This is a genomic window from Pseudomonas sp. MCal1 (genome assembly GCF_026341415.1).
Lineage (GTDB): Bacteria > Pseudomonadota > Gammaproteobacteria > Pseudomonadales > Pseudomonadaceae > Aquipseudomonas.
In genome coordinates this window covers 214,700-239,347 of record NZ_JAKUMP010000001.1, presented here as the reverse complement: position 1 = coordinate 239,347, position 24,648 = coordinate 214,700, and the positions used below count along the sequence as shown (strand labels likewise).

Below are 24,648 nucleotides of genomic sequence, written 5' to 3'. Positions count from 1 at the left end.
TTTCATCCACATCGAGAGTCCAGCATGGCCTTCAACAGCATCGAAGAAATCATCGAAGATTATCGCCTCGGCAAAATGGTGCTGCTGGTCGATGACGAAGACCGGGAAAACGAAGGCGACCTGCTGCTGGCTGCTGATCGTTGCACGCCCGAGGCGATCAGTTTCATGGCCCGCGAAGCTCGAGGGCTGATTTGCCTGACCCTGACCGACGATCATTGTCAGCGCCTGGGACTTGAGCAAATGGTGCCGAGCAATGGCAGCGTGTTCAGTACCGCGTTCACGGTTTCCATCGAAGCGGCGGTCGGCGTGACTACCGGGATTTCCGCAGCCGACCGCGCTTGCACGGTGGCTGCTGCGGTGGCGCCGAACGCTCGCGCTGAAGACCTGGTGCAGCCCGGTCATATCTTCCCGCTGCGGGCCAAGGAAGGTGGCGTGCTGACCCGCGCCGGCCACACCGAGGCCGGTTGTGATCTGGCGCGGCTCGCCGGGTTCACGCCAGCCTCGGTGATTGTCGAAGTGATGAACGACGATGGCACCATGGCCCGCCGTCCGGATCTGGAAGTCTTCGCGCGCAAGCACGGGATCAAGATCGGCACCATCGCCGACCTGATCCACTATCGCCTGAGCACCGAACACACCATCGAGCGCATCGGCGAGCGGGAACTGCCGACGGTGCATGGCACGTTCCGTTTGATCACTTTCGAAGATCGTATCGAGGGCGGCGTGCACATGGCGATGGTCATGGGTGAGCTGCGCCGCGAAGAGCCGACGCTGGTGCGCGTGCATGTCATTGATCCGCTGCGGGATCTGGTCGGCGCCGAGTACAGCGGGCCGACGAACTGGACATTGTGGGCGGCGCTGCAACGGGTCGCGGCCGAAGGGCATGGCGTGGTGGTGGTGCTGGCCAATCATGAGTCTTCGCAGGCTTTGCTGGAGCGCATTCCGCAACTGACTCAACCGCCACGGCAGTTCAGTCGTTCGCAATCGCGAATCTATTCCGAGGTGGGCACCGGGGCGCAGATTCTGCAGAACCTGGGCGTCGGCAAGCTGCGCCACTTGGGCCCGCCGCTCAAATATGCCGGTTTGACCGGCTACGATCTGGAAGTGATCGAGAGCATTCCGTTCACCGAATAATCCCGTTTGCCAGATAGCCGGTAAGGCAAAGTGCTTGCACAAAGTTTGGAATACCATAATATGATATTCCATAGACCGGACGACCTGAAAAACCGTCCAGCTACTGCTCCCGACAGGCGGGCAACAACGCAAGCCCGCTCAAAAACACAACAATGAGGGCGTAAAAATGGTGTTGAACAAAGCTGCAACCGCGATCTTTCTTGCGGGACTGCTGAGCGTGACCGGCCAGGCCGCGATGGCCGCCGAGAGTGTGAACTTTGTCAGCTGGGGCGGTAGCACCCAGGATGCGCAGAAACAGGCCTGGGCCGATCCGTTCAGCAAGGCCAGCGGCATCACCGTCGTGCAGGACGGCCCGACCGACTACGGCAAACTCAAGGCCATGGTCGAAAGCGGCAACGTGCAATGGGATGTGGTCGACGTCGAAGCCGATTTTGCCCTGCGTGCTGCGTCCGAAGGCCTGCTCGAACCCCTCGATTTCAAACAGATCCAGCGCGACAAGATCGACCCGCGTTTCGTCAGCGACTACGGCGTCGGCTCGTTCTTCTTCTCCTTCGTCCTCGGCTATAACGAGGGCAAACTCGGCGCCAACAAGCCGCAGGACTGGAGCGCGCTGTTCGACACCAAGACTTTCCCCGGCAAACGCGCCCTGTACAAATGGCCGAGCCCCGGCGTGCTTGAACTGGCTCTGCTCGCCGACGGCGTGCCGGCCGACAAGCTCTACCCGCTGGACCTGGATCGCGCCTTCAAGAAACTCGACACCATCAAGAAAGACATCGTCTGGTGGGGCGGCGGCGCGCAGTCGCAGCAACTGCTGGCTTCCGGTGAAGCGAGCATGGGCCAGTTCTGGAACGGCCGGATTCACGCTCTGCAAGAAGACGGCGCACCGGTCGGCGTGAGCTGGAAACAGAACCTGGTCATGGCCGACATTCTGGTCGTGCCAAAGGGTTCGAAAAACAAGGACGCGGCGATGAAGTTCCTGGCCAGCGCCAGCAGTGCCAAAGGCCAGGCGGACTTCTCCAACCTGACCGCCTACGCCCCGGTCAACGTCGACAGCGTGCAGCGTCTGGACTCGACGCTGGCCCCGAACCTGCCGACTGCCTACGCTAAGGATCAGATCACTCTTGATTTCGCGTACTGGGCCAAGAACGGTCCGGCCATCGCGACACGGTGGAACGAATGGCTGGTCAAATGAAAATGGCGGCCACCGCGTCCCGTCCCTCCACTGCCACCGGGAGCGCCACGAGCGCTGCCGGCCAGGCTGAAGGCAAAAAGGCGAGTGCCATGGCGCAAGCCCCGTCCCTCAAGCAACGCTGGCGCGGCGCCGGCAACCTCGCGCCGGCGCTGTTGTTCCTCGGTCTGTTCTTTCTCGCCCCGCTGATTGGCTTGTTGCTGCGCGGCGTGCTGGAACCGGTGCCGGGCCTTGGCAACTACGAACAACTGTTCGCCAACTCGGCGTACGCACGGGTGCTGTTCAACACCTTCTCGGTGGCAGGACTGGTGACGGTGTTCAGCCTGCTACTTGGATTCCCGCTGGCCTGGGCAATCACTCTGGTGCCGCGCGGCTGGGGCCGCTGGATTCTCAACATCGTGCTGCTGTCGATGTGGACCAGCCTCCTCGCCCGCACCTATTCCTGGCTGGTGTTGTTGCAGGCCTCGGGCGTCATCAACAAGGCGCTGATGGCGCTGGGCATCATCGATCAGCCGCTGGAAATGGTGCACAACCTGACCGGCGTGGTGATCGGCATGAGCTACATCATGATCCCGTTCATCGTGCTGCCGTTGCAGGCGACCATGCAGGCCATCGACCCGATGATCCTGCAGGCCGGCTCGATCTGCGGCGCGAGCCCCTGGACCAACTTCTTCCGGGTGTTCCTGCCGCTGTGCCGGCCGGGCCTGGCGTCCGGCGGGTTGATGGTGTTCGTGATGTCGCTCGGTTACTACGTCACCCCGGCACTGCTGGGCGGGGCGCAGAACATGATGCTGCCGGAGTTCATCATTCAGCAGGTGCAGTCGTTCCTCAACTGGGGCCTGGCCAGCGCCGGCGCCGCATTGCTGATCGTCATCACGCTGGTGCTGTTTTACGTCTACCTGAAGCTGCAGCCGGAATCCCCGGTTGGCGCCAGTCACGCGAGGTAAACCGACATGCTCCTGACGCCCAATGCCATGAGTCGCCGGATGCGCTTCGGCCTGTATTTCACCACCGGGCTGATCGGCCTGTTCCTGCTGTTGCCGATCGTGTTCATCGTCCTGCTGTCGTTCGGTTCGTCGCAGTGGCTGGTGTTCCCGCCGCCGGGCTGGACGCTGAAATGGTACGTGCAGTTCTTCTCCAATGCCGACTGGATGAGCGCAGCGCTGGCCAGCCTCAAGGTCGCCGTGCTGACCACGATCTGCGCCGTCGCCCTCGGTTTGCCGACTGCCTTTGCGCTGGTCCGTGGACGCTTCCCCGGCCGGGAAATGCTCTACGGCCTGTTCACCCTGCCGATGATCGTGCCGCTGGTGATCATCGCCGTGGCGGTGTACGCGCTGTTCCTCAAGCTCGGCTACACCGGGACGATGTTCGCCTTCGTCGTCAGCCATGTGATCGTCGCGCTGCCGTTCACCATCATCTCGATCATCAACTCGCTGAAGCTGTTCGATCAGTCGATTGAAGACGCGGCGGTAATCTGCGGCGCGTCACGCCTGCAAGCGGTGTTCAAGGTGACTTTCCCGGCGATTCGTCCGGGCATGGTCGCCGGCGCCCTCTTTGCCTTCCTGGTTTCGTGGGACGAGGTGGTGCTCAGCGTGATGATGGCCAGCCCGACCCTGCAAACCCTTCCCGTGAAAATGTGGACCACCCTGCGCCAGGACCTGACGCCCGTGATCGCCGTCGCCTCGACGCTGCTGATCGGCCTGTCGGTATTGGTCATGGTGATCGCCGCCGCTTTGCGCCGGCGCAACGAAATCAGCGCCTGAGCGCCAGGAGTACGACATGAGTGCCGTGATCAAAGACGCATCCCAGCAGAACGACAAACCCCTGGTCAGCCTGCGCAACCTGAACAAGCACTACGGCGATTTTGCGGCCGTGGACAACATCTCGCTGGACATCAGGGACGGCGAGTTCCTGACCTTCCTCGGCTCCAGCGGCTCGGGCAAAAGCACCACGCTGTCGATGCTCGCCGGCTTCGAAACCCCGAGCAGCGGCGAGATCCTGGTCAACGGCCAGTCGCTGGTGAACGTGCCGCCGCACAAGCGCGACATCGGCATGGTGTTCCAGCGCTATTCGCTGTTCCCGCATCTGTCGGTACGCGACAACATCGCGTTTCCTCTCACGATCCGCAAACTCGCGGCTGCCGAGCGTGACAAGCGCGTCGATGCGATGTTGAAACTGGTACAACTGGAACAATTCGCCCATCGCCGCCCTTCGCAACTGTCCGGCGGCCAGCAGCAGCGGGTCGCCATTGCACGGGCGCTGGTTTACGAGCCACGTATTCTGTTGATGGACGAACCGCTCGGTGCGCTGGACAAGAAGCTGCGTGAGGACTTGCAGGATGAACTGCGTCAGTTGCACCGTCGCCTCGGCATCACCATCGTTTACGTGACCCACGACCAGGAAGAAGCCATGCGCCTGTCCCAGCGCATCGCAATTTTCAGTCACGGCAAGATTGTCGGGCTCGGCAGCGGTTATGACCTTTATCAGAACCCGCCGAATGCGTTTGTGGCGTCGTTTCTGGGCAACTCGAACTTTCTCAAGCTCAAGGCGCAGGGTAATGCGGCGGCGAGTTTCGAGGGGCAGTCGCTTTCGATTCGCCTGACGGCCGGATTGCAGACCGGGCAGGATGTTTTGCTGATGGTGCGCCCGGAAAAGGCGTTGGCGTTGAGCGTGCAGCAAGCGAATGACGAGCCACTGGCGGCGGGTTGGAATGAGGTTTCGGCGAAGGTGGTCGAGGTGTTGTTTCTGGGTGAAAGTCAGACTTGCAGCGTGGTCACATCGGGTGGCACGTCCATGACGGTCAAGGCGCTATCGGCAGCCGGAATGCCGTTGAAGGCTGGCGATCCGGTGCGGGTTCGCTGGGCGACGGCGGATGCATGTGTCTACACCGAATGGGCCGAAAGCGACCTCAACAAGGCCGCCGGATCCCACTAAGGTCTTCAGAAAACAACGCAATCCTGTGGGAGCGGCGGTGCGACGATTCGACTTGCCCGCGAATAGGCCGGCACATTCAACATCAATACTGAATATGCTGACGCCTTCGCGAGCAAGCTCGCTCCCACAAGTCTTGCACCAGTCAGTTAATTGGCGGATACCCTTCGATCTGATCGGGCCAGGCTGTCAACACCTCAAACCCGTCTTCCGTCACCGCCACCATGTGCTCCCACTGCGCCGACAACGACTGATCCTTCGTCACCACTGTCCAGCCATCCGCCAGGCTCTTCACATGCCGCTTGCCGGCATTGAGCATCGGCTCGATGGTGAAAATCATCCCCGCCTTCAATTTCAGCCCCTGCTCCGGGTAACCGTAATGCAGCACCTGCGGTTCATCGTGATAAACCTTGCCGATCCCGTGCCCGCAATATTCGCGCACCACGCTGAACCCTTCTTTTTCCGCCAGCGTCTGGATCGCATGACCGATGTCACCCAACGTGGCGCCCGGCCGCACGACGCGGATGCCCGCGCACATGGCGTCGTAAGTGGTCTTGATCAGATGCCGCGCCTCGGGCGTCGGCTCACCGACCACGTACATGCGGCTGGTGTCGCCAAACCAACCGTCCTTGATCACCGCGATGTCGAGATTGACGATGTCGCCGTCCTTCAACACGCGCTTCGACGGAATGCCGTGGCAGACCACTTCGTTGACTGACGCGCAGACGGTTTTCGGAAAGCCGTGATAACCGACGTTGGCCGGAATCGCCTTCTGCACATTGACGATGTAGTCGTTGCACAACTGGTCGAGCTGATCGGTGGTGACGCCAGCCTTGACGTGCGGCACCAGCATCGCCAGTACTTCAGCAGCCAACTGCGCAGCCACCCGGGATTGGGCGATTTCGGCCTGGGTGTTGATCTTGATCGGGTTTCTCATGCCTTGGCCGCCTCTTTGACCGAGGCATTCTGCGCGGCATCGGCCAATGCGCAGACTTGCTGCAGATCCAGACCGCCCGACTGTTCGGCGCGAATCAGCAACCGGCAAATGGCATGGTGATCCAGGTCGGGATACAGCTCGGCGAGCATGCCGATGCGCATCCAGTGTTCAGCCTGCGCGTTGATCGAACGGCTGAGTGCGTTGCTGGAGATGCGCAGATTCTCGTGCATGTCCTCTGAAATCTTTACGATGCCCATGGCAATATCCGATACGAATTGTATATGGATCGTATATTAATCGCGTATCGACCGGCATTGCAAACGTTGGTGTCCGGTCGCGCGCGGTGGTCACCGGCCTGTTGCGCTTGTCTCTGCGTTTGTTGAACGCTGAAGACGCCCTTTCAATACTCGATGACGCCTGCGTATAAACCCTGCAAGTCACTTCCTTCCCCTCGCTGATTTCGTTCTATCGTTAGATCGAAATGGCAGCATTTACGGCCGTTTAAAGGTTGCGACAGCTCAGGTCTGGGCCTATGTTGCACGCGAGCTTTTTCCCCGCGAATGGAACGCGATCAACACCACAAAGAGGTGAAGAGATGTCAAAGGATTCACGCCCTGCCGTACTTGGGCTGATCGGCAATACGCCGCTGGTAAAAGTCACCCGCTTCGATACCGGTCCCTGCACCCTGTTTCTCAAACTCGAATCACAGAACCCCGGCGGCTCGATCAAGGACCGCATCGGCCTGGCCATGATCGACGCCGCTGAACGCGACGGTCGCCTGCAACCCGGCGGCACGATTGTCGAGGCCACCGCCGGTAACACCGGTCTGGGCCTGGCCCTGGTCGGACGCGCCAAAGGCTACCGCGTCGTGCTGGTGGTGCCGGACAAAATGTCCACCGAAAAAGTCCTGCACCTCAAGGCCATGGGCGCCGAAGTGCACATCACTCGCTCCGATGTCGGCAAAGGCCATCCCGAGTATTACCAGGATGTCGCCGCGCGTCTGGCCAAAGACATTCCCGGCGCCTTCTTCGCCGACCAGTTCAACAACCCCGCCAACCCGCTGGCCCACGAGTGCAGCACCGGGCCGGAAATCTGGGCCCAGACCGAGCATGACCTGGACGCCGTCGTGGTCGGTGTCGGTTCGGCCGGCACGCTGACCGGCCTGACCCGTTTTTTCAAACGCGTACAACCTGATCTGGAAATGGTCCTGGCCGATCCGGTCGGTTCGGTAATGGCCGAATACAGCCGCAGCAAGCACTTGGGCACCGCCGGATCCTGGGCGGTGGAAGGCATCGGCGAGGACTTCATCCCTTCGATCACCGATCTGTCGAGCGTGCGCAGCGCCTACTCGATCAGCGACGAAGAAAGCTTCGATCACGCGCGCCAGCTGTTGAAGGCCGAAGGCATTCTCGGCGGCTCGTCCACCGGCACCCTGCTCGCCGCCGCGCTGCGTTACTGCCGCGAGCAGACCGAGCCGAAACGCGTGGTCAGCTTCGTTTGCGACACCGGCACCCGCTACCTGTCGAAGGTCTACAACGACCAGTGGATGACCGATCAGGGCCTGTTGCAGCGCAAACGCTACGGCGACCTGCGCGACCTGATTGCCCGTCGCTTCGAAGACGGCAAGGTCGTCAGCGTCGGACCGGACGATACGCTGATGACCGCGTTCCAGCGCATGCGCCTGGCAGACGTTTCGCAACTGCCGGTGTTGGTAGATGGCAAGCAACTGGTCGGCGTGATCGATGAATCGGACATTCTGGTGCGCGTGCACGAAGACGCCTCGCTCTTCAGCAAACCCGTTTCCAGCGCGATGACGGACAAGTTGCAAACCCTCGCCCCCGGCGCCACGCTGGCTGAACTGGAAACCGTGCTCAGCAGCGGCCTGGTGGCCATCATCGCCGACGCTTCAGGCTTCCACGGCCTGATCACTCGCGTCGACATGCTCAATCAATTACGGAGATCCCTGGCATGAGCCAGCACGACAAGAACGCCCGTCAACAAGGCTTCGCCACCCGCGTGATCCACGCCGGGCAAACGCCGGACCCGACCACTGGCGCGCTGATGCCGCCGATCTACGCCAACTCCACCTACCTGCAAGACAGCCCCGGCGTGCACAAGGGTTTCGACTACGGCCGCTCGCACAACCCGACGCGTTTTGCTCTGGAGCGTTGCGTGGCGGATCTGGAGGGTGGCACCCAGGCGTTTGCCTTCGCTTCCGGGCTGGCGACGATTTCCACCGTACTCGAACTGATCGACGCCGGCTCGCACATCGTCTCCGGCAATGACCTGTATGGCGGCACGTTCCGCCTGTTCGACAAGGTGCGCCAGCGCAGTGCGGGGCATCGTTTCAGCTACGTCGATCTGGCCGATCTGTCGGCGTTCGAAACCTCGCTGCAGGACGACACGCGCATGGTCATGGTCGAGACCCCGACCAACCCGCTGCTGAGCCTGTCCGACCTCGCCGCCATCGCGCGCATCTGCAAGGCGCGCGGGATCATCTGCGTGGCCGACAACACCTTCGCCAGTCCATGGATCCAGCGTCCGCTGGAACTGGGTTTCGACATCGTGCTGCACTCGACCACCAAATACCTGAACGGTCACTCCGATGTGATCGGCGGGATCGCGGTGGTCGGTGACAATCCTGCGCTGGCCGAACGCCTGGGCTTCCTGCAGAACGCCGTTGGCGCCATCTCCGGCCCGTTCGACGCGTTCCTTACTCTGCGCGGCGTGAAGACCCTGGCACTGCGTATGGAGCGTCATTGCAGCAACGCACTGGAACTGGCGCGCTGGCTGGAGCAACAGCCGCAGGTCAAACGCGTCTACTACCCGGGCCTGGAATCTCACCCGCAGCATGAACTGGCCAAGCGTCAGATGCGTGGTTTCGGCGGAATGATTTCACTGGATCTGAACAGTGATCTGGCGGGCGCGCGGCGCTTCCTGGAGAACGTGCAGATCTTTGCGTTGGCCGAAAGCCTTGGCGGCGTGGAAAGCCTGATTGAGCACCCGGCGATCATGACTCACGCGACCATTCCGGCCGAAACCCGTGCCAAGCTTGGCATCGGTGACAGCCTGGTGCGTCTGTCGGTGGGCGTCGAGGATATCGAGGACCTGCGTGCGGATCTGGCGCAGGCGCTGGCCAGCATCTAAAGCCCGAAAACGTCAAAGCCCGCATGAGGCGGGCTTTGGTGTTCGAGTAGGCGGCCAGTGCTGGTCTCTGGCTTACGAGGTTTCTCAGGACTCCCACAGTACAGGCAATGTGCTCTGCTGCTTCACACGGCATAAGGGCTGGAACCCAGCGCGGGGTTCTTTCTAACCGTGTACCCTTCGGAACGCGCCCAACGCTTCCTCGCTATCCGCTTGCGCATCAGTCTGCGTCTTCGCCTACATGCTTAAGCCTAGCAAACACGCTGCATTGCGCTACGCGGTTTTTAGACTGATTGTTTTCTAGCGCTGCCCTGCAAGGAAGTTAACCGACTATCGCTTTCACGGCCCGTAAGCCTGCCTCCCGCCAAGGGCGAACTATACTTTTCAGCTGGCTGTCCAGATTTCCTGTAAACCATCGACACCCGTGCACCCTGCGGTGCCCTGTGCCACTCACCAATCTGGTTGACCCCGGGCCGACGAGCCTTCCGTCAATGATCAAAGATCGAATGACGGATAAAGCTCGGTTGCTGTGTGGCTGATGGGGCGTGGAGAAAATCATGAAGCACACGCTTTGGCCGGGCCTCGTCCTGGCAGTTGCGGCAACGGTGGCAGTGCCCAATGTCTGGGCTGCGAAGGCGCAGGCATTGGCGTCGGATGGGGCGGATCATGTGGGTGCGCGAGCGGTGGCTTCCGATGGATCGGATCATGTTGGCGCAGGTGCCGTTGCCTCTGATGGTTCCGATCACGTCGGCGCGGGCGCCGTTGCTTCTGACGGCGCGGATCACGTCGGCGCAGGTGCCGTTGCCTCTGACGGAGCGGATCATGTTGGCGCAGGTGCCGTTGCTTCTGACGGCGCGGATCATGTCGGCGCGGGTGCCGTTGCTTCTGACGGCGCGGATCATGTCGGCGCGGGTGCCGTTGCTTCTGATGGCGCGGATCATGTCGGTGCAGGTGCCGTTGCCTCTGACGGCGCGGACCACGTCGGCGCAGGTGCCGTTGCCTCTGACGGCGCGGACCACGTCGGCGCAGGTGCCGTTGCTTCTGACGGCGCGGATCACGTCGGCGCAGGTGCCGTTGCTTCTGACGGCGCAGATCACGTTGGCGCTGGCGCCGTTGCTTCTGACGGCGCGGACCACGTCGACGCAGGTGCGCTCGCCGCCGATGGCGCAGACAAGGTCGGTGCCAGCCGACTCGCCTACTCCCGCGCAGGCGTCGGTTCGGACCAGGTGGCTTCCGCCCTCATGAGCGGCAGCTATTCCGACCAGTTCAACAGCCCTCAATAACCGCTATCGGCGCAACCAGCCTGCCGCTGGTTGCGCCGCACTAGCACATTTGTGCTAATCGACCACCCCGTTCCCTGGCGTTATATTCCCTCGCAACCCCCGACACTCCCCAACATTGCCGCTGCGCAGTGCGCGGGATCGTTGTGCCTGGAAAAACAACAACACCAAGGAAGAAACACCATGAAACTACACGCCAGCCTCGCCAGGATCACAGTCCTCGCTACCCTGCTTCTCGGCGCCAGCGGTTGCCAGACCGCCAAACCCACCGAAGACAGCATGCGCGAACGCGCCCAGACCGTCATCGGCCAACCGGTCACCAGGATCGGCAACATCCGCAATGACAGCACGCTGACCTACTACACCGCCTACACCGCCGCCGGCGAATACAACTGCGAGCTGCCCAGCGGCGCGATCATCGCGGTGGCCAGCATGGGCATCATGACGCCTCCGCTGTCCTGCCTGCCCAAAGGTGCGTCGCCGATTCCGTACCAGTAATCCGGCGCAGAAAAACCGTCTTAGTGCCTCCTCTCACCCGGTAAAGGATTCCGCTCGATCATGAAAACACTCATCGCCACCCTCACCCTCGCGGCCGTAGCGCTCACTGGCTGCGCCACCCCCAAACAATGGGAAGCCACCGGCGGCAGCAAGACCGATGGCGTTGTCCAGGTTTCCTATGAACTGGGCCAGTTCGAAAGCGGGCAAACCTCCGCCGCTCAAGGGTTGGCCGCAGCTGAAGGCCGTTGCAAGGTCTGGGGCTACAAGAGCGCCGAAGTATCAGGCTCGGAGAAAAACATCTGCCGCACCATGGGCCAGTACAACTGCCTGCAAACCACCATCACGCAGGACTATCTGTGTAAGCGCTGACAGCTTCGGTCTGCCGGTCGCGCAGCGCACGCAAGGTCGCGCGCAGCTCGGCCGGGCGTACCGGCTTGGACAGAATGGCGATCTGCCGATCATGCAGAGCCGCCTGGATTTTTTCGATGTCATGCCCGGTGATGATCATGGCCGGTACCGCATGACCCCGCTGACGACGAACCTCATCAATGCACTCGATGCCGGTGCTGTGGGAGCCGAGGTCATAGTCGGCAACGATGATGTCGCAGTCCGTGACCAGACCCTGCCCGCTCAGCTCGGCCTGCACGACGCAACCCCAACGCTCGAGCAACGCTGAAGTCGCCAGCAGAACGTTGCGATCATCCTCCACCAGACACACCTTCAACCCCGTCAGCAACCCGATTTGCCGAGGCTCCTCTCGATTGACCGGCATCTGCGGCGGCGCCAGCGGCAGCCCATGCAAGGTCACCGCCGTGCCATGCCCCAGCCGTGAGCGGATCGCGACATCGACACCGATCAACTGCCCCAGACGCCGGACAATCGACAGCCCCAGGCCCACGCCTTCAACGTCTTTGTCACGCAGCTGGCGAACCCGATAAAACTCTTCGAACACCTTGGGCAAATGCTCTTCGGCGATCCCGTTGCCGCGGTCATAGATCGAGATGGCCAGTCCCGCGCCGCGCTTGCGCACACCGATCAGCACCGGCCGGTGTGCACCGTATTTGAAGCAGTTGGAGAGCACATTCTGGACCATGGTCGCGAGCAACGCCGGATCGGTACGCACCCAATGTTCACAGCGCCGCAAGCGTAACTCCACACCCGCCCAACGTGCGGCTTCGGCGTTCTGGCGGATCAGATCCGCCAGCCACTCGCCCAGTTCAAGCGTCTGCAGGCGGGGCAGAATCCGCCCGTTATCGAGGGTGTAGAGATCGAGAATCGAGCGAAACAGCTGCGACACGTTGAGCAGCGAACGGTCGATGCTGTCCACCAGCCGCCGCTCCTCTTCGCCCAGCCGCGACTCACGCAGACACGCGGTAAACAACCCGATGGAGTGGATCGGCTGACGCAGGTCATGACTGGCCTGGGCCAGGAAACGCGATTTTTCCAGATTGGCAGCCACCGCCTCTTCCGATGCCTTGCGCGTGCGCTCCAGCAGCAGGTGCGCATACACCGGAATCACCGTGCTGGTGATCATCAGCATCAACACCATGAACGGTTGCGCTTGCCAGTACGGCGTCAATCGATAGACCGCCAACAGCGCCACCAACGCCAGCACCGTGGCGATTGCCAGGTAGCGCGAGCCGTAGCGCATGCCGTTGCCGAGATTGACCCAGACCATGACGGCGTAGATGGGCAGCGCCGCCTCGCCGCCGACCACCAGCCCGAAACTGGTGCCGGTGTAATCGTGGAGCATGCCGAAAATCCGCCGCGCCGGATAATGCCCCGGCCAGCGCACGATGGCCTGGCGCAGCACAACGGAGGCCAGCAAAAACAGGGCAATGTAGGTGACCACCGGCAGGTAAGTATCGAAGCGCTGGCCCGGCAGGAAACCGAGCACGGCCATGTAAACCAGCGCGATGCTGGCGATGATGATGCGCAGATTGGCCTGGTCGAGCTCGGTGTTCTTTTCGAACTTCATGGCGGAACGTCCTTGTGCGGCAGTCGTCATAAACAACACGAATCAACAGGCAAACCCTTCGCCCGGTGCTAAGGTGCATGCCGTGAGAAATGCTGACCCAGGGAGGGTTTTGCCATGGCGTGCCGAATCATCATAGCCGACGATCACCCGTTGTTTCGCGAAGCGCTGCTGCGCACTGTCCAGCGTTTGCTGCCCGACGCCCTGATCGAAGAAGCCGGCGACCTCGACACCGTGCTCGCCCTGCTGCCGGCCGGCGATGAGCCCGACACCTTGATCCTCGACCTGCGTTTTCCCGGACTGACCTGTGTCAGCCAGCTCGCGGAACTGCGTCGGCGCCTGCCGAGAACCACGCTGATCGTGGTGTCGATGGTCGATGACGAAGTGCTGATCGGCGAAGTCATGGCCGCCGGTATCGATGGTTTTATCGGCAAGAACATCGCCCCCGACGAGATCGGTCAGGCAATCCGGGCGATTCGTGAAGGTGAGGTTCTGGTGAAATTCGCCCCGTCCGGCCTGCTGCCGCTGGACACCGGCACCCCCCTCACCCCGCGTCAGCAAGAGGTATTAAGGCTGATCGCCCAGGGCAAAACCAACAAGGAAATCGCCCGTGAACTGGATATTTCGCCGTTCACGGTGCGGATTCATGTTTCGTCGTTGTTGCGGGTGCTCAACGTGCCGTCGCGGGCAGCGGCGGCAGTCAAGTATTCCGGAACGGGTTAGCGTCAGAAGCCTGGATCAAGGATCGACCTGGGCCATCAGTTCAGGCACCGATTCCTGGCGTTTCGCATAGCGCTGCGCCAGCACCGCACAAACCATCAATTGAATCTGATGGAACAGCATCAGCGGCAGAATCAGCACACCGATCGTGCTCCCGGCAAACAACACCTGCGCCATCGGCACACCGGTGGCCAGGCTTTTCTTCGAGCCGCAGAACAGGATGGTGATGCGGTCTTCCTGACTGAAACCAAATGCCCTGCCCAGCAGCGTGGACGCCAACAGCACCAGCGCCAGCAGAATGCAACAGACCACTACCAGCCCCAGCAGGTCGATCACCGGAATCTGGTGCCAGATACCCTCGTTCACCGCCTCGCTGAACGCGCCGTAGACCACCAGCAGAATCGAGCCCTGATCGACGAATTTCAGCCAGTTCTTGTTGCGACCGACCCAGGCGCCGATCCAGCGCCGAGCGATCTGACCGGCGATGAACGGCAGCAGCAATTGCACGCTGATTTTCACGATCGCGTCGAGGGTCGAGCCGCCGTCGCCGTGGACGTTGAGCAGCAGCGTCACCAGCAGCGGCGTGAGGAAAATCCCGAACAGACTGGACGCCGCCGCACTGCAGATCGCCGCCGGAATATTACCCCGCGCCAGCGAAGTGAAGGCAATCGCCGACTGCACCGTGGCCGGCAGCGCACACAGGTAAAGCATGCCCATGTACAGCTGATCACCGATCAGCGGTGACAACAGCGGCTTGAGCGCCAGACCCAGTAGCGGGAACAGGACAAAAGTCAGACCGAACACCAGCAAATGCAGGCGCCAGTGGCCGGCGCCGGAGATGATCGATTCCCGCGACAGCTTGGCGCCGTGCAGGAAAAACAGCAGCGCAATCGCAATGTTGGTCAGCCAGCCGAAACCGGTCGCGACCTGGCCGCTGGCGGGCAGGAAGCTGGCCAGCAGCACCACGCCGATCAGGGTCAGGGTGAAGTTGTCGGGCAAAAAGCGTGGGCGCGTCATGGTTTGTTCATCCGGGGGTTGCCAGTACGTGGAAGCGACTCTAACGTGACTGGAAATTACCGACTAACGCCGAAGAACCCACAGATGCCGCCAAAAGGACACGACAAGAGCGTCAGACGCAGCATTCCCGGGTTACCCAGCCTGCCGCGTCCGCTGTACGGGCGCACTGAATCACTGCCCAATCGCGCGCTGACCCGCCGTCACAGTCATCCGTGGGTGCAGTTGTCCTACGCGATCCAGGGCGTGCTCGAAGTGCAAACCGCCGTCGGTCGTTTCGTCGCACCACCGGAACGGGCGGTGTGGATTCCGGCGGGCGTGCCGCATCGGGTATTCAGTTCGCCGCACACGGAAATGCGCAGCCTTTACATTGATTGCAGTGTCGCCAACTGGGCGCCCGAGCGTTGTCATGTACTCGGCGTCAGTGATCTTTTGCGGGAGCTGATTCGGGCCTTCAGTCAGATACCTGTCGAGTATGACCAGAGCGGCCCGCACGGGCGTTTGGCCCAGGTGATCCTCGATCAACTGGCCGATGCCCCGCCCATCGATCTGATGCTGCCATTGCCGCAGGACAGTCGCTTGCGCCAGATCTATCAAAGTCTGGAGCAACATCCGGAACAGCAGACCACCCTGGCGCACTGGAGCGAAAAATTCGGCGTAACCGAGAAAACTCTGACTCGGCTGTTCCTGCGCGACACCGGTTTGACCTTCCGCACCTGGCGTCAGCGCCTGCGTCTGTTGAGGGCGCTGACGCCGCTGGAACGTGGCGAACGCGTCACCGACGTGGCTTTGGCCTGCGGTTACGACTCGACGTCAGCGTTTATCGCGGCGTTTCGCCAACAGTTCGGTGAAACGCCGGGTGAGTTTTTCCGATGAAATTAACCGATATTTATCGACTTTATGCATGCCATTGGGCAAATTTCAGGGTAGAGTTTCGCCCATCAAGAATCTTTGACATCTTTCGACGATAACAATGATCAACCACCCTTTAGCGAACCTGTCGGCGGTAACAGCATGATCGAAGTCACTGAAGTTTCCATTGCCCAATTGCGCGCGGCGCTCGAATCCGGCCAGACCACGGCGGTTGAACTGGTGCAGGCCTACCTGGCGCGCATCGACGCCTTTGACGGCCCGGATACCGCCACTGCCCTGAACGCAGTAATCGTGCGTAACCCTGACGCACTGAAAGAAGCGCAGGCCTCGGACGACCGTCGTGCCAAGGGGGAAACCCTCGGTCCGCTGGACGGCATCCCTTATACCGCCAAGGACAGTTATCTGGTCAAAGGCCTGACCGCCGCGTCCGGCAGCCCGGCCTTCGCCGATCTGGTGGCCCAGCGCGACGCGTTCACCATCGAACGCCTGCGTGCGGGCGGCGCGATCTGCCTGGGCAAGACCAACATGCCGCCGATGGCCAATGGCGGGATGCAGCGCGGGGTCTATGGCCGTGCCGAAAGCCCTTACAACGCCGACTACCTGACGGCTCCCTTCGCTTCCGGCTCGTCGAACGGTGCCGGTACCGCCACCGCTGCAAGCTTCTCGGCATTCGGTCTGGCGGAAGAAACCTGGTCGAGCGGTCGCGGCCCGGCATCCAACAATGGCCTGTGCGCCTACACGCCATCGCGCGGGGTGATTTCGGTACGCGGCAACTGGCCGCTGACGCCGACCATGGACGTGGTGGTGCCGTACGCCCGCACCATGGCTGACCTGCTGGAAGTGCTCGATGTGGTGGTCGCCGAAGACACCGACACCCGAGGCGATCTGTGGCGCCTGCAACCCTGGGTGCCGATCCCGAGCGTCGCCTCGGTTCGCCCTGCTTCCTATCTCGAACTCGCGGTGAAAAGTGATGCACTGGCCGGCAAACGTCTGGGCGTACCGCGCATGTACATCAACGCCGACCCCGAGGCCGGCACCAGCGAAGCACCGGGCATCGGCGGCCCGACCGGGCAGCGCATCAACACCCGCGCCTCGGTAATCGATCTGTGGAAACAGGCCCGTCAGGCCCTTGAGGCCGCCGGTGCCGAAGTGATCGAAGTGGATTTTCCACTGGTCTCCAACTGCGAAGGCGATCGTCCGGGCGCACCGACCGTGTTCAATCGCGGCATCGTTTCGAAAGAGTTCATGCACCACGAACTGTGGGACCTGTCGGCCTGGGCGTTCGATGATTTCCTGCACGCCAACGGTGATCCGAAACTCAATCGACTGGCGGACGTCGACGGCCCGAAAATCTTCCCGCACGACCCCGGCACACTGCCCAACCGCGAAGGCGACCTCGCCGCCGGCATGGACGAATACGTGCGCATGGCCGAGCGTGGCATCACGCCGTGGGATCAGATCCCGACCCTGCCGGACGGCCTGCGCGGCCTGGAAAAGACCCGCAAGCTCGACCTCGAAGACTGGATGGATCGCTTGGGCCTCGACGCCGTGCTGTTCCCGACCAACGCCGACGTTGCCCCGGCTGACGCCGACGTCAACCCGGCTTCGGCGGACATCGCCTGGAGCAACGGCATCTGGGTCGCCAACGGCAACCTCGCGATCCGCCACCTCGGCGTACCGACCGTCACGGTACCGATGGGCGTGATGGCAGACATCGGCATGCCGGTCGGCCTGACCTTCGCTGGTCGCGCCTATGATGATTCGACGTTGCTGCGCCTTGCTGCGGCGTTCGAGGCGACCGGTTCGAAACGACGGATACCGCCACGTACGCCAGCACTGGCGACAGGCAAGTAAATGCAAAACGGCGGGATCAATTGATCCCGCCGTTTTTTATCGCTCTGCCAGCTCTTGCAGCAAATCCGCCGAAGGCACGAAGAACAGACTGCCCGTGACGGCCGTGCTGAAGTCCAGCAAGCGGTCGTAATTGCCGGGCGGCTTGCCAACGAACATGTTCTCCAGCATCTGCTCCAGCGGCTCCGGGGAGCGCGCGTACCCGATGAAGTAAGTGCCGAATTCGCCTGCCCCTGGCCGGCCGAACGGCATGTTGTCGCGCAGGATCTTCACCTCTTCGCCATCCTTGGTGATGGTCGTCAACGCACTGTGGGAATTGCTCGGTTTGACTGAGTCGTCCAGTTCGATATCGGACAGTTTGGTACGCCCGATCACCCTCTCCTGCGCCTCAACCGACAATTCGTTCCAGGCCTTCATGTTGTGCAGATACTTCTGCACCAGCACGTAACTGCCGCCACTGAACGGCTGATCTTCATCGCCGACCAGAGTGAAATGCTCGGCTTTGCGGCCGACCGGATTTTCCGTGCCGTCGACGAAACCGATGATGCTGCGCATGTCGAAATAGCGGAAACCCTGCACCTCGTCGGTCACCGCCACGGCGCCGTCCAGCGCTGACATCAACTGCGTCGCCAGTTCGAAACACAGGTCCATCTGATCGGCTCGAATGTGCAGCAGCAAGTCGCCAGGCGTGGAAACAGCCCGCCGCCCTTCTACACCGAACTCGCGAAAATCATGCAGGGACGCGGGGCGTGGACTGCCGAACAGTCGATCCCATGCGCTGGAAGAAAATCCGCACACGCAGGACAGATTTCCCGATGGAACGCGCTTGCCGACCGAGCGCGTCAGGCCCGCGATATCGGCGCACCAGCCACGGACTTTTTCAGCGGCCTCGGCCTCGGCGTTGAGAGTGGCCACGATGAATATGGCAGCGCTGGTGATCGGGCTGCAGACGGCTTGAGGATCTGGCGTGTCGATGATCGTGACTCCCGAAGTGGTGAACTGGCTCGACAGCGAGGTTAGCAAAGAAGCGTTGAACGAAGTATTACCCGCGCCTGCCCTGTCGTCCGACATTTCGTTTTTAACGAACAATACCCACGAAATAAACGATTTTTCTTTGCCGGAAGGCTCCTACTAGGATGGCCGCGTCTACCCCGAAAAACATAACGACAGGGAGAACGGCATGCACCCCATCAACATCGGCGAACCCTGGATGTGGGTCGCCTTCATCGTTTTTGTCCTCGCCATGCTGGCCGTCGACCTGTTCGTCTTCGGTGGGCGCAAGGCGCATCGGGTCTCTGTGCGGGAAGCCTCATCCTGGGTGATCGCCTGGTGCATGCTGGCGATGGCCTTCGCCGGGTTGCTCTGGTGGTATCTGAACGGCGAATTCGGTCCCGACATCGCCAAGGTCAAGACCCTGGAATTCCTCACCGGCTATTTGATCGAACAGTCGCTGTCGATCGACAACATGTTCGTGTTCGTGATGATCTTCAGCTACTTCGCCGTGCCGCCGGAGTTGCAGCGCAGGGTGTTGCTGTACGGCGTACTGGGAGCGATCGTGATGCGCGCGGCGATGATTTTTGCCGGGGTGTGGCTGGTGTCGCAGTTTACGTGGCTGCTGTACGTGTTCGGTGTGTTCCTGATCATTACCGGGATCAAGATGTTGATGTTCGCCGATCAGCAGCCAGATCTTGAAAAAAATCCGATCGTGCGTTGGGCCCGTGGACATTTACGCATCACCAATAGCTTCCACGGCGAGCGCTTTTTCGTGTTGCAAAACGGCGTGCGCTGGGCCACGCCGATGTTTCTGGTGCTGGTGCTGATCGAGGCCAGTGACCTGATGTTCGCGGTCGACAGCATCCCGGCGATCTTCGCGGTGACCACCGATCCGTTCATCATTTTTACCTCGAATATCTTCGCGATCATGGGCTTGCGGGCGCTGTACTTTCTTTTGGCAGACATGGCCGACCGCTTTCATCTACTCAAATACGGGCTGGCGCTGGTGCTGGTGTTTATCGGTGGGAAGATGACGGTTATGCCGTGGTTTCACATGCCGGTGGAGTGGTCGCTGGCGATTGTCGGCGGGGTGATTCTGACATCGGTGTTGCTGAGTCTGATCCTGACGAAGGACAAGTCGCCCGAGGAAAGTCAGGCGAAATAATGGCCGAGGGAGCGAATTCGCTCCCTCGGCTTTTAACCTATTTATCGGATTTGATGCTGGTCCACACCCGCGTCCGCACCCGCTCCAGCTTCTGAGGCAACGGCTGCACCACGTACAGTTTCTTCAGCGCTTCGCTGGTCGGCGTCAGGTTGGGGTTGCCAGTGATTTCCTTGTTGATCAGCGGCAGCGAATCCTTGTTGGCGTTCGGGTAGCCAAGAAAATCACTGATCGAGGCGATGACCTTCGGATCGAGCAAGGTGTTGAGGAATTCGTGGGCTTCTTCAACGTTCTTCGCGCTCTTCGGAATGGCGAAGGTGTCGAACCAGATCGGTGCGCCCTCCTTCGGCAAGCGCCAGTCGACCACCACGCCGTTTTTCGCTTCTTTGGCGCGGTTGCCGAACTGGTAGAAGCTGCCGGAATAACCGATGGCCACGCAGATGTCGCCGTTGGCGATGTCGGTCATGTACTTGGCCGAGTTGAAGTAAGTGACGTAAGGGCGAACCTTGAGCATCAGGTCCTTGGCTTTCTCATAGTCGGCCGGGTTCTGGCTGTTCGGATCGAGGCCCAGATAATGCAAGGCCAGCGGCAGAATTTCCGATGGGGAATCGAGCATCGCCACGCCACAGGATTTCAGCTTCTCCATGTTCTCCGGTTTGAACACCAGATCCCAACTGTCCACCGGTGCATTCTCGCCGAGCGCTGCCTTGACCTTGGCCGGGTTAAAACCGATCAGCACCGTACCGACCATGTAGGGCACGCCGTACTGGTTACCGGGGTCGTTGGCGTCGAGCAACTTGAGCAACGCCGGATCCTGGTGACTCCAGTTCGGCAGCTTGGACTTGTCGAGTTTCTGGAACACGCCGGCCTTGATCTGGGTCTCGAGGAACTGGTTCGACGGCACCACCAGGTCGTAGCCGGAGTTGCCGGTCAGCAGCTTGGCTTCGAGGGATTCGTTGGTGTCGAAGGTGTCCCAGGTCACTTTGATGTTGCTTTTGGCGGCGAAGTCCTTGGGCACCGACGGCAGAATATAATCCGCCCAGTTGTACACCCGCAGTTCGCGCTGTTCGGCCTGCACGGCGCCGGCCAGCAGCGTCAGCCCGCAAACAGTGGCGCCCAGAATGCGTTTCATCGTGACCATATTGTGTTTCCCCGAATGCAGCGTGAGTCGATGGTTTTTATGTTCTGTACACGGCAGCGGCTGTCAGATCAGCCAAGGGCAAGGAAGGTGCAGCATTTTGTTGTGGCTTCGATTCTTCCTGACAGCGTAGACGCAGCACAGTAGCCCATTGGCCAAAAGGGGATCGAAATGGCCAATTTGCGTGACCGCCGGGATGCGGAAACAACAATGCCCGACAAAGTGCCGGGCATTGTTTGAGAAGACTGCAGAAGATCAATCAGTAAAACCCAACCGCGCCGCCCTGCTCTGCTGGGTCTGGCCACGGGTCGCCAGGCAGTAATACAGCGGGCAGGTGACGATCAGGCCGACCAGCCACGACAGGTCCGCGCCTTCCACCAGATTGGCGTACGGCCCGACATACAACGATGTATTGGCGAACGGCAGCTGCACGATGATGCCGATGAAGTAGGCAATGATCGCGTGCAGGTTGAAGCGCCCATAAATGCCGCCGTCGGCGCGGAAGATCGAGGCGATGTCGTAGCTGCCGCGCTTGATCAGGTAGAAGTCGATCAGGTTGATCGACGCCCACGGCACCAACACCAGCAGCAACGCCAGAATCAGCCCGATGAACTCGGAAATGAAATCCGCCGATGCCCCCAGCGCCACCACACAGCAGCCCGCCAGCACCACGCTCGACAAGATCACCCGCACCTTGATGCTTGGCGTCCACTGGCTGGCGAAGGTCTGAATCGAGGTGATGATCGACAGCACCGCGCCATACAGATTCAGCGCGTTGTGGCTGATGATGTTGAGCAGGAACAGCACCATCAGAATCGGCCCCAGCCAACCGGTGGACTGCTTGACCGCCGCCATCGCTTCGGTGCCTTCCGGCGTCGCCAAAACCGCCACTGCGCCGAAGGTGAACGACAGAATCGTGCCCAGGGTGGCGCCCAGATAAGTCGCGATAAAGGGTTTGCCGATCCCGATGTCCGCCGGCAGGTAACGAGAGTAGTCCGAGACGTACGGCGAGAAACTGATCTGCCAGATGATCCCCAGCGACACCGTCGCCAGCCAACCGGACAGATTGAAGCTGCCTCGGGTGAAGAAGTCCGCCGGTAACTCATGGGCAAAGATGTAGATGAAACCGGCCAGCAGCGCACTGCCCATCACCCAGGTGCCGATGCGGTTGAGCGTGTGGATGAAGTTGTAGCCGATCACGCCGATGGCGGTGGCACTGAGGGCGCCGATCAGGATGCTCAGCGGCGCCGGTACCGACGGCGCAATGCCGACGATGGACTTGCCGGCCAGCACAATGTTGGAAATAAAGAAGCCGATATAGATGATCGCCGCGAAGAACACGATCAACAGCGCACCGTAACGCCCGAACTGGCCCCGACTCTGGACCATCTGCGGAATGCCCATGCGCGGGCCTTGCGCCGACGCCAGGGCGATCACCACGCCGCCGATCATGTGCCCCAGCGCAATCGCCAGCAGCCCCCAGAACAGGTCGAGATGAAACACCTGGACCACCATGGCGCCGGTGACAATGGGCAGTGGCGCAATGTTGGTGCTGAACCAAAGGGTGAAAAGGTCGCGGGCCTTCCCGTGGCGTTCCGCGAGTGGGACGTAGTCGACCGTGTGATTCTCGATCAACGGATCTTGCCGGGACATCTGGGACATAAAAATGAACTCGATTGGGTCTGTTCTTATCGTTGTATGAAGCCAAACCGGGGGTGCTTCTTGGCCGCCCCTCAGATGCAGACCATATTATGGTATTCCAAACTTTTCACAAGACTGATCCGCTGTTTGCGACGGCATCTGATCCGGCATACTCCCTGATAGCCAGCGTTCACGGCTAGAGCAAAGCCCTGTAAATGCTGACTTTCCGACGGATGAACCACGTTTATCGTTTCACCAAAAAAGCGCTTGCAATCGATGTATTACGGTATACCATCAGACCCACAAACGAATAAAAACACGCTTCACCGCACTCGAGGATTGACCAATGATCGATGCTGCCGTCTACAAACAAGTCATGGGCTCGTTCCCGTCCGGCGTTACCGTCATCACCACGCTGGATGACGACGGCCAGATCGTCGGCCTGACCGCCAGCGCCTTCAGTTCGCTGTCGATGGACCCCGCCCTGGTGCTGTTCTGCCCCAATTACAGTTCCGATTCCTATCCCGTCCTGATCAAGAACAAACGCTTTGCCATTCACGTGTTGTCCGGCGGTCAACAAGGCGAAGCCTATGCGTTCGCCCGCAAAGGCAAGGACAAGGCGCAGGGCATCGAGTGGACGCTGAGCGAACTGGGCAATCCGATCCTGGCCAACGCGACAGCTATCATCGAATGTGAGCTGTGGCGCGAATACGAAGGCGGCGACCACGCGATCATGGTCGGCGCGGTGAAAAATCTCATCGTCCCTCAGCAGGACGCCGGCCCGCTGGTGTATTGCCACGGCAAGATGGGCGCCCTGCCTGCCTTCGCCTGATCCGCACGATTGCACTTAAACAGGCCGGCAAGCGACCGGCCGACCACAAGAGATTCGAGGTAGCGTCATGAAATTTTCCCTGTTCGTACACATGGAACGCTGGGACGAAAGCGTCAGCCACCGTCAACTGTTCGAAGACCTGACCGAACTGACGTTGATGGCCGAGGCCGGCGGTTTCAGCACCGTGTGGATCGGCGAACACCACGCGATGGAATACACCATCTCGCCGAGCCCGATGCCGCTGCTGGCCTACCTCGCGGCCAAGACCACCACCATTCACCTGGGCGCCGGCACCATCATCGCGCCGTTCTGGCATCCGCTGCGGGTTGCCGGTGAATGCGCGTTGCTCGATGTGATCAGCAACGGCCGGATGGAAGTGGGCCTGGCGCGCGGTGCCTATCAGGTGGAATTCGATCGCATGGCCGGCGGCATGCCCGCCTCCAGCGGCGGCCAGGCCCTACGGGAAATGGTCCCAGTGGTCCGCGCCCTGTGGCAAGGCGACTACGCCCACAACGGCGAGATCTGGAAATTCCCCACCTCCACCAGCGTGCCGAAACCGATCCAAAAGCCCAATCCGCCGATGTGGATCGCCGCCCGCGACCCGGACTCGCACAACTTCGCCGTGGCCAACGGCTGCAACGTGATGGTCACGCCGTTGATGAAGGGCGACGAAGAAGTCCTCGATCTGAAGAACAAGTTCCAGACTGCGCTGGACAACAACCCCGACGTGCCGCGTCCGCAATTGATGGTGCTGCGTCATACCCACGTGCACTCGGCGGATGATCCGGAAGGCTGGAAGGTCGGCGCAAAAGCCATCTCACGTTTCTATCGCACGTTCGATGCGTGGTTCGGCAACAAGGAAGTACCGGTGAACGGCTTCCTCGCACCGAGCCCGGAAGAGAAGTTTGCCGGACGGCCGGAGTTTGAGCTGGAGAGCCTGCACAAGACGGCGATGATCGGCACGCCGGAAGAGATCATTCCGCGAATCAAGTACTACCAGGAACTGGGGGTGGATGAGTTCAGCTTCTGGTGTGATAACAGCTTGCCGCATGCGGAGAAGAAGAAGTCGCTGGAGCTGTTTATCAAGCAAGTGGTGCCGGCGTTTCGGTGATACGCCGCAGGGGGTATCCACAATAAAAAACGCCCCGACAGGTTCGGGGCGTTTTTTTAGGGGGAGGCATTCTTCCAGGGCTCAGTCTTTTTGCTTTTCGTGTCTGATTTTGCGCCTGGCAAGGAATGCTTGTAAGAACAAGGACACGACAGCGAAAGATGAGTAAATTCCGGCCCCTATCAATGTTCTGATGACCCCCTTCAGGCTAAACGCCCACTCACCATG

At 60.9% G+C, this 24,648-nt stretch carries 23 protein-coding genes; 16 read left to right on the top strand and 7 right to left on the bottom strand.

Going from position 1 to position 24,648, the window contains the following annotated elements:
- The first annotated feature begins 24 nt into the window (after positions 1–24).
- The 5 genes from ribBA (at position 25) to MKZ87_RS01135 (ending at position 5,257) form a co-directional block, all read left to right on the top strand.
- Positions 25–1,134 (top strand): bifunctional 3,4-dihydroxy-2-butanone-4-phosphate synthase/GTP cyclohydrolase II, encoded by a 1,110-nt coding sequence (ribBA, locus tag MKZ87_RS01155; protein ID WP_227232815.1) that lies wholly within the window; start codon positions 25–27, stop codon positions 1,132–1,134.
- A 166-nt stretch (positions 1,135–1,300) separates the two neighbouring features.
- On the top strand, positions 1,301–2,326 hold the full coding sequence (locus MKZ87_RS01150; RefSeq protein ID WP_085703580.1) for an ABC transporter substrate-binding protein: 1,026 nt from the start codon (positions 1,301–1,303) through the stop codon (positions 2,324–2,326).
- A complete protein-coding gene (locus tag MKZ87_RS01145; protein ID WP_227235608.1) occupies positions 2,323–3,270 on the top strand; it encodes an ABC transporter permease in 948 nt (315 codons plus the stop codon). The genes MKZ87_RS01150 and MKZ87_RS01145 overlap by 4 nt, the downstream gene beginning before the upstream one ends.
- Before the next feature lie 6 nt (positions 3,271–3,276).
- Entirely contained in the window at positions 3,277–4,086 is an 810-nt protein-coding gene (locus tag MKZ87_RS01140; protein WP_007957396.1) for an ABC transporter permease, read from the top strand.
- A gap of 16 nt (positions 4,087–4,102) precedes the next feature.
- Positions 4,103–5,257 (top strand): ABC transporter ATP-binding protein, encoded by a 1,155-nt coding sequence (locus MKZ87_RS01135; protein ID WP_266200084.1) that lies wholly within the window; start codon positions 4,103–4,105, stop codon positions 5,255–5,257.
- Positions 5,258–5,399: 142 nt separating this feature from the next.
- On the opposite strand, the gene map is transcribed toward MKZ87_RS01135, so the two are convergent.
- Complete coding sequence (map, locus tag MKZ87_RS01130) at positions 5,400–6,191, bottom strand: type I methionyl aminopeptidase (protein WP_085698304.1); 792 nt, start codon at positions 6,189–6,191, stop codon at positions 5,400–5,402.
- Entirely contained in the window at positions 6,188–6,448 is a 261-nt protein-coding gene (locus MKZ87_RS01125) for a ParD-like family protein (protein WP_011334623.1), read from the bottom strand. Before MKZ87_RS01125 ends, map begins: the two co-directional genes overlap by 4 nt.
- A gap of 338 nt (positions 6,449–6,786) precedes the next feature.
- On the opposite strand from MKZ87_RS01125, the gene MKZ87_RS01120 reads away from it, so the two are divergent.
- From MKZ87_RS01120 to yecR, 5 genes are all read left to right on the top strand, one after another.
- Positions 6,787–8,163 carry a pyridoxal-phosphate dependent enzyme gene (locus MKZ87_RS01120; RefSeq protein ID WP_085698302.1) on the top strand — a complete coding sequence of 459 codons (1,377 nt, stop codon included), beginning with the start codon at positions 6,787–6,789 and terminating at the stop codon, positions 8,161–8,163.
- On the top strand, positions 8,160–9,338 hold the full coding sequence (locus tag MKZ87_RS01115; RefSeq protein ID WP_266200083.1) for a cystathionine gamma-synthase: 1,179 nt from the start codon (positions 8,160–8,162) through the stop codon (positions 9,336–9,338). The genes MKZ87_RS01120 and MKZ87_RS01115 overlap by 4 nt, the downstream gene beginning before the upstream one ends.
- 702 nt (positions 9,339–10,040) lie before the next feature.
- Positions 10,041–10,580: a hypothetical protein gene (locus tag MKZ87_RS01110; RefSeq protein ID WP_266200082.1), complete on the top strand. Its 540-nt coding sequence runs from the start codon at positions 10,041–10,043 to the stop codon at positions 10,578–10,580.
- Between the two features lie 218 nt (positions 10,581–10,798).
- A complete protein-coding gene (locus MKZ87_RS01105) occupies positions 10,799–11,113 on the top strand; it encodes a hypothetical protein (protein WP_234205534.1) in 315 nt (104 codons plus the stop codon).
- A gap of 60 nt (positions 11,114–11,173) precedes the next feature.
- Entirely contained in the window at positions 11,174–11,482 is a 309-nt protein-coding gene (yecR, locus tag MKZ87_RS01100) for a YecR family lipoprotein (RefSeq protein ID WP_234205536.1), read from the top strand.
- Here the strand turns inward: yecR and MKZ87_RS01095 are convergent.
- Entirely contained in the window at positions 11,454–13,091 is a 1,638-nt protein-coding gene (locus MKZ87_RS01095) for a hybrid sensor histidine kinase/response regulator (RefSeq protein WP_234205538.1), read from the bottom strand. The genes yecR and MKZ87_RS01095 overlap by 29 nt on opposite strands.
- Positions 13,092–13,205: 114 nt before the next feature.
- On the opposite strand from MKZ87_RS01095, the gene MKZ87_RS01090 reads away from it, so the two are divergent.
- Positions 13,206–13,811 (top strand): LuxR C-terminal-related transcriptional regulator, encoded by a 606-nt coding sequence (locus MKZ87_RS01090; protein ID WP_266200081.1) that lies wholly within the window; start codon positions 13,206–13,208, stop codon positions 13,809–13,811.
- A gap of 15 nt (positions 13,812–13,826) precedes the next feature.
- On the opposite strand, the gene MKZ87_RS01085 is transcribed toward MKZ87_RS01090, so the two are convergent.
- Positions 13,827–14,825 (bottom strand): bile acid:sodium symporter family protein, encoded by a 999-nt coding sequence (locus tag MKZ87_RS01085; protein ID WP_266200080.1) that lies wholly within the window; start codon positions 14,823–14,825, stop codon positions 13,827–13,829.
- A gap of 84 nt (positions 14,826–14,909) precedes the next feature.
- Here MKZ87_RS01085 and MKZ87_RS01080 point away from each other — a divergent pair, with 84 nt between their 5' ends.
- Together MKZ87_RS01080 and MKZ87_RS01075 are read left to right on the top strand one after the other, a co-directional pair.
- Positions 14,910–15,698: an AraC family transcriptional regulator gene (locus MKZ87_RS01080; protein WP_085698295.1), complete on the top strand. Its 789-nt coding sequence runs from the start codon at positions 14,910–14,912 to the stop codon at positions 15,696–15,698.
- Positions 15,699–15,836: 138 nt separating this feature from the next.
- A complete protein-coding gene (locus MKZ87_RS01075; RefSeq protein ID WP_266200079.1) occupies positions 15,837–17,549 on the top strand; it encodes an amidase in 1,713 nt (570 codons plus the stop codon).
- Positions 17,550–17,585: 36 nt separating this feature from the next.
- On the opposite strand, the gene MKZ87_RS01070 is transcribed toward MKZ87_RS01075, so the two are convergent.
- Positions 17,586–18,617 (bottom strand): Dyp-type peroxidase, encoded by a 1,032-nt coding sequence (locus MKZ87_RS01070; RefSeq protein ID WP_416383533.1) that lies wholly within the window; start codon positions 18,615–18,617, stop codon positions 17,586–17,588.
- A gap of 109 nt (positions 18,618–18,726) precedes the next feature.
- Between MKZ87_RS01070 and MKZ87_RS01065 the strand changes: the two genes are divergently transcribed.
- The gene (locus tag MKZ87_RS01065; RefSeq protein ID WP_085698293.1) at positions 18,727–19,704 is read left to right on the top strand and encodes a TerC family protein; all 978 of its coding nucleotides are present in this window, start codon (positions 18,727–18,729) and stop codon (positions 19,702–19,704) included.
- Positions 19,705–19,741: 37 nt separating this feature from the next.
- Here the strand turns inward: MKZ87_RS01065 and MKZ87_RS01060 are convergent, their stop codons facing one another.
- Positions 19,742–20,842: a polyamine ABC transporter substrate-binding protein gene (locus MKZ87_RS01060; RefSeq protein ID WP_085703592.1), complete on the bottom strand. Its 1,101-nt coding sequence runs from the start codon at positions 20,840–20,842 to the stop codon at positions 19,742–19,744.
- Positions 20,843–21,094: 252 nt separating this feature from the next.
- On the bottom strand, positions 21,095–22,501 hold the full coding sequence (locus MKZ87_RS01055; RefSeq protein ID WP_134023946.1) for a purine-cytosine permease family protein: 1,407 nt from the start codon (positions 22,499–22,501) through the stop codon (positions 21,095–21,097).
- Positions 22,502–22,826: 325 nt separating this feature from the next.
- On the opposite strand from MKZ87_RS01055, the gene MKZ87_RS01050 reads away from it, so the two are divergent.
- Positions 22,827–23,312: a flavin reductase family protein gene (locus MKZ87_RS01050; RefSeq protein ID WP_085703594.1), complete on the top strand. Its 486-nt coding sequence runs from the start codon at positions 22,827–22,829 to the stop codon at positions 23,310–23,312.
- A gap of 67 nt (positions 23,313–23,379) precedes the next feature.
- Positions 23,380–24,423, top strand: coding sequence for an LLM class flavin-dependent oxidoreductase (locus MKZ87_RS01045; protein ID WP_085703595.1), 1,044 nt, complete (start codon positions 23,380–23,382; stop codon positions 24,421–24,423).
- Positions 24,424–24,648: the final 225 nt, after the last annotated feature.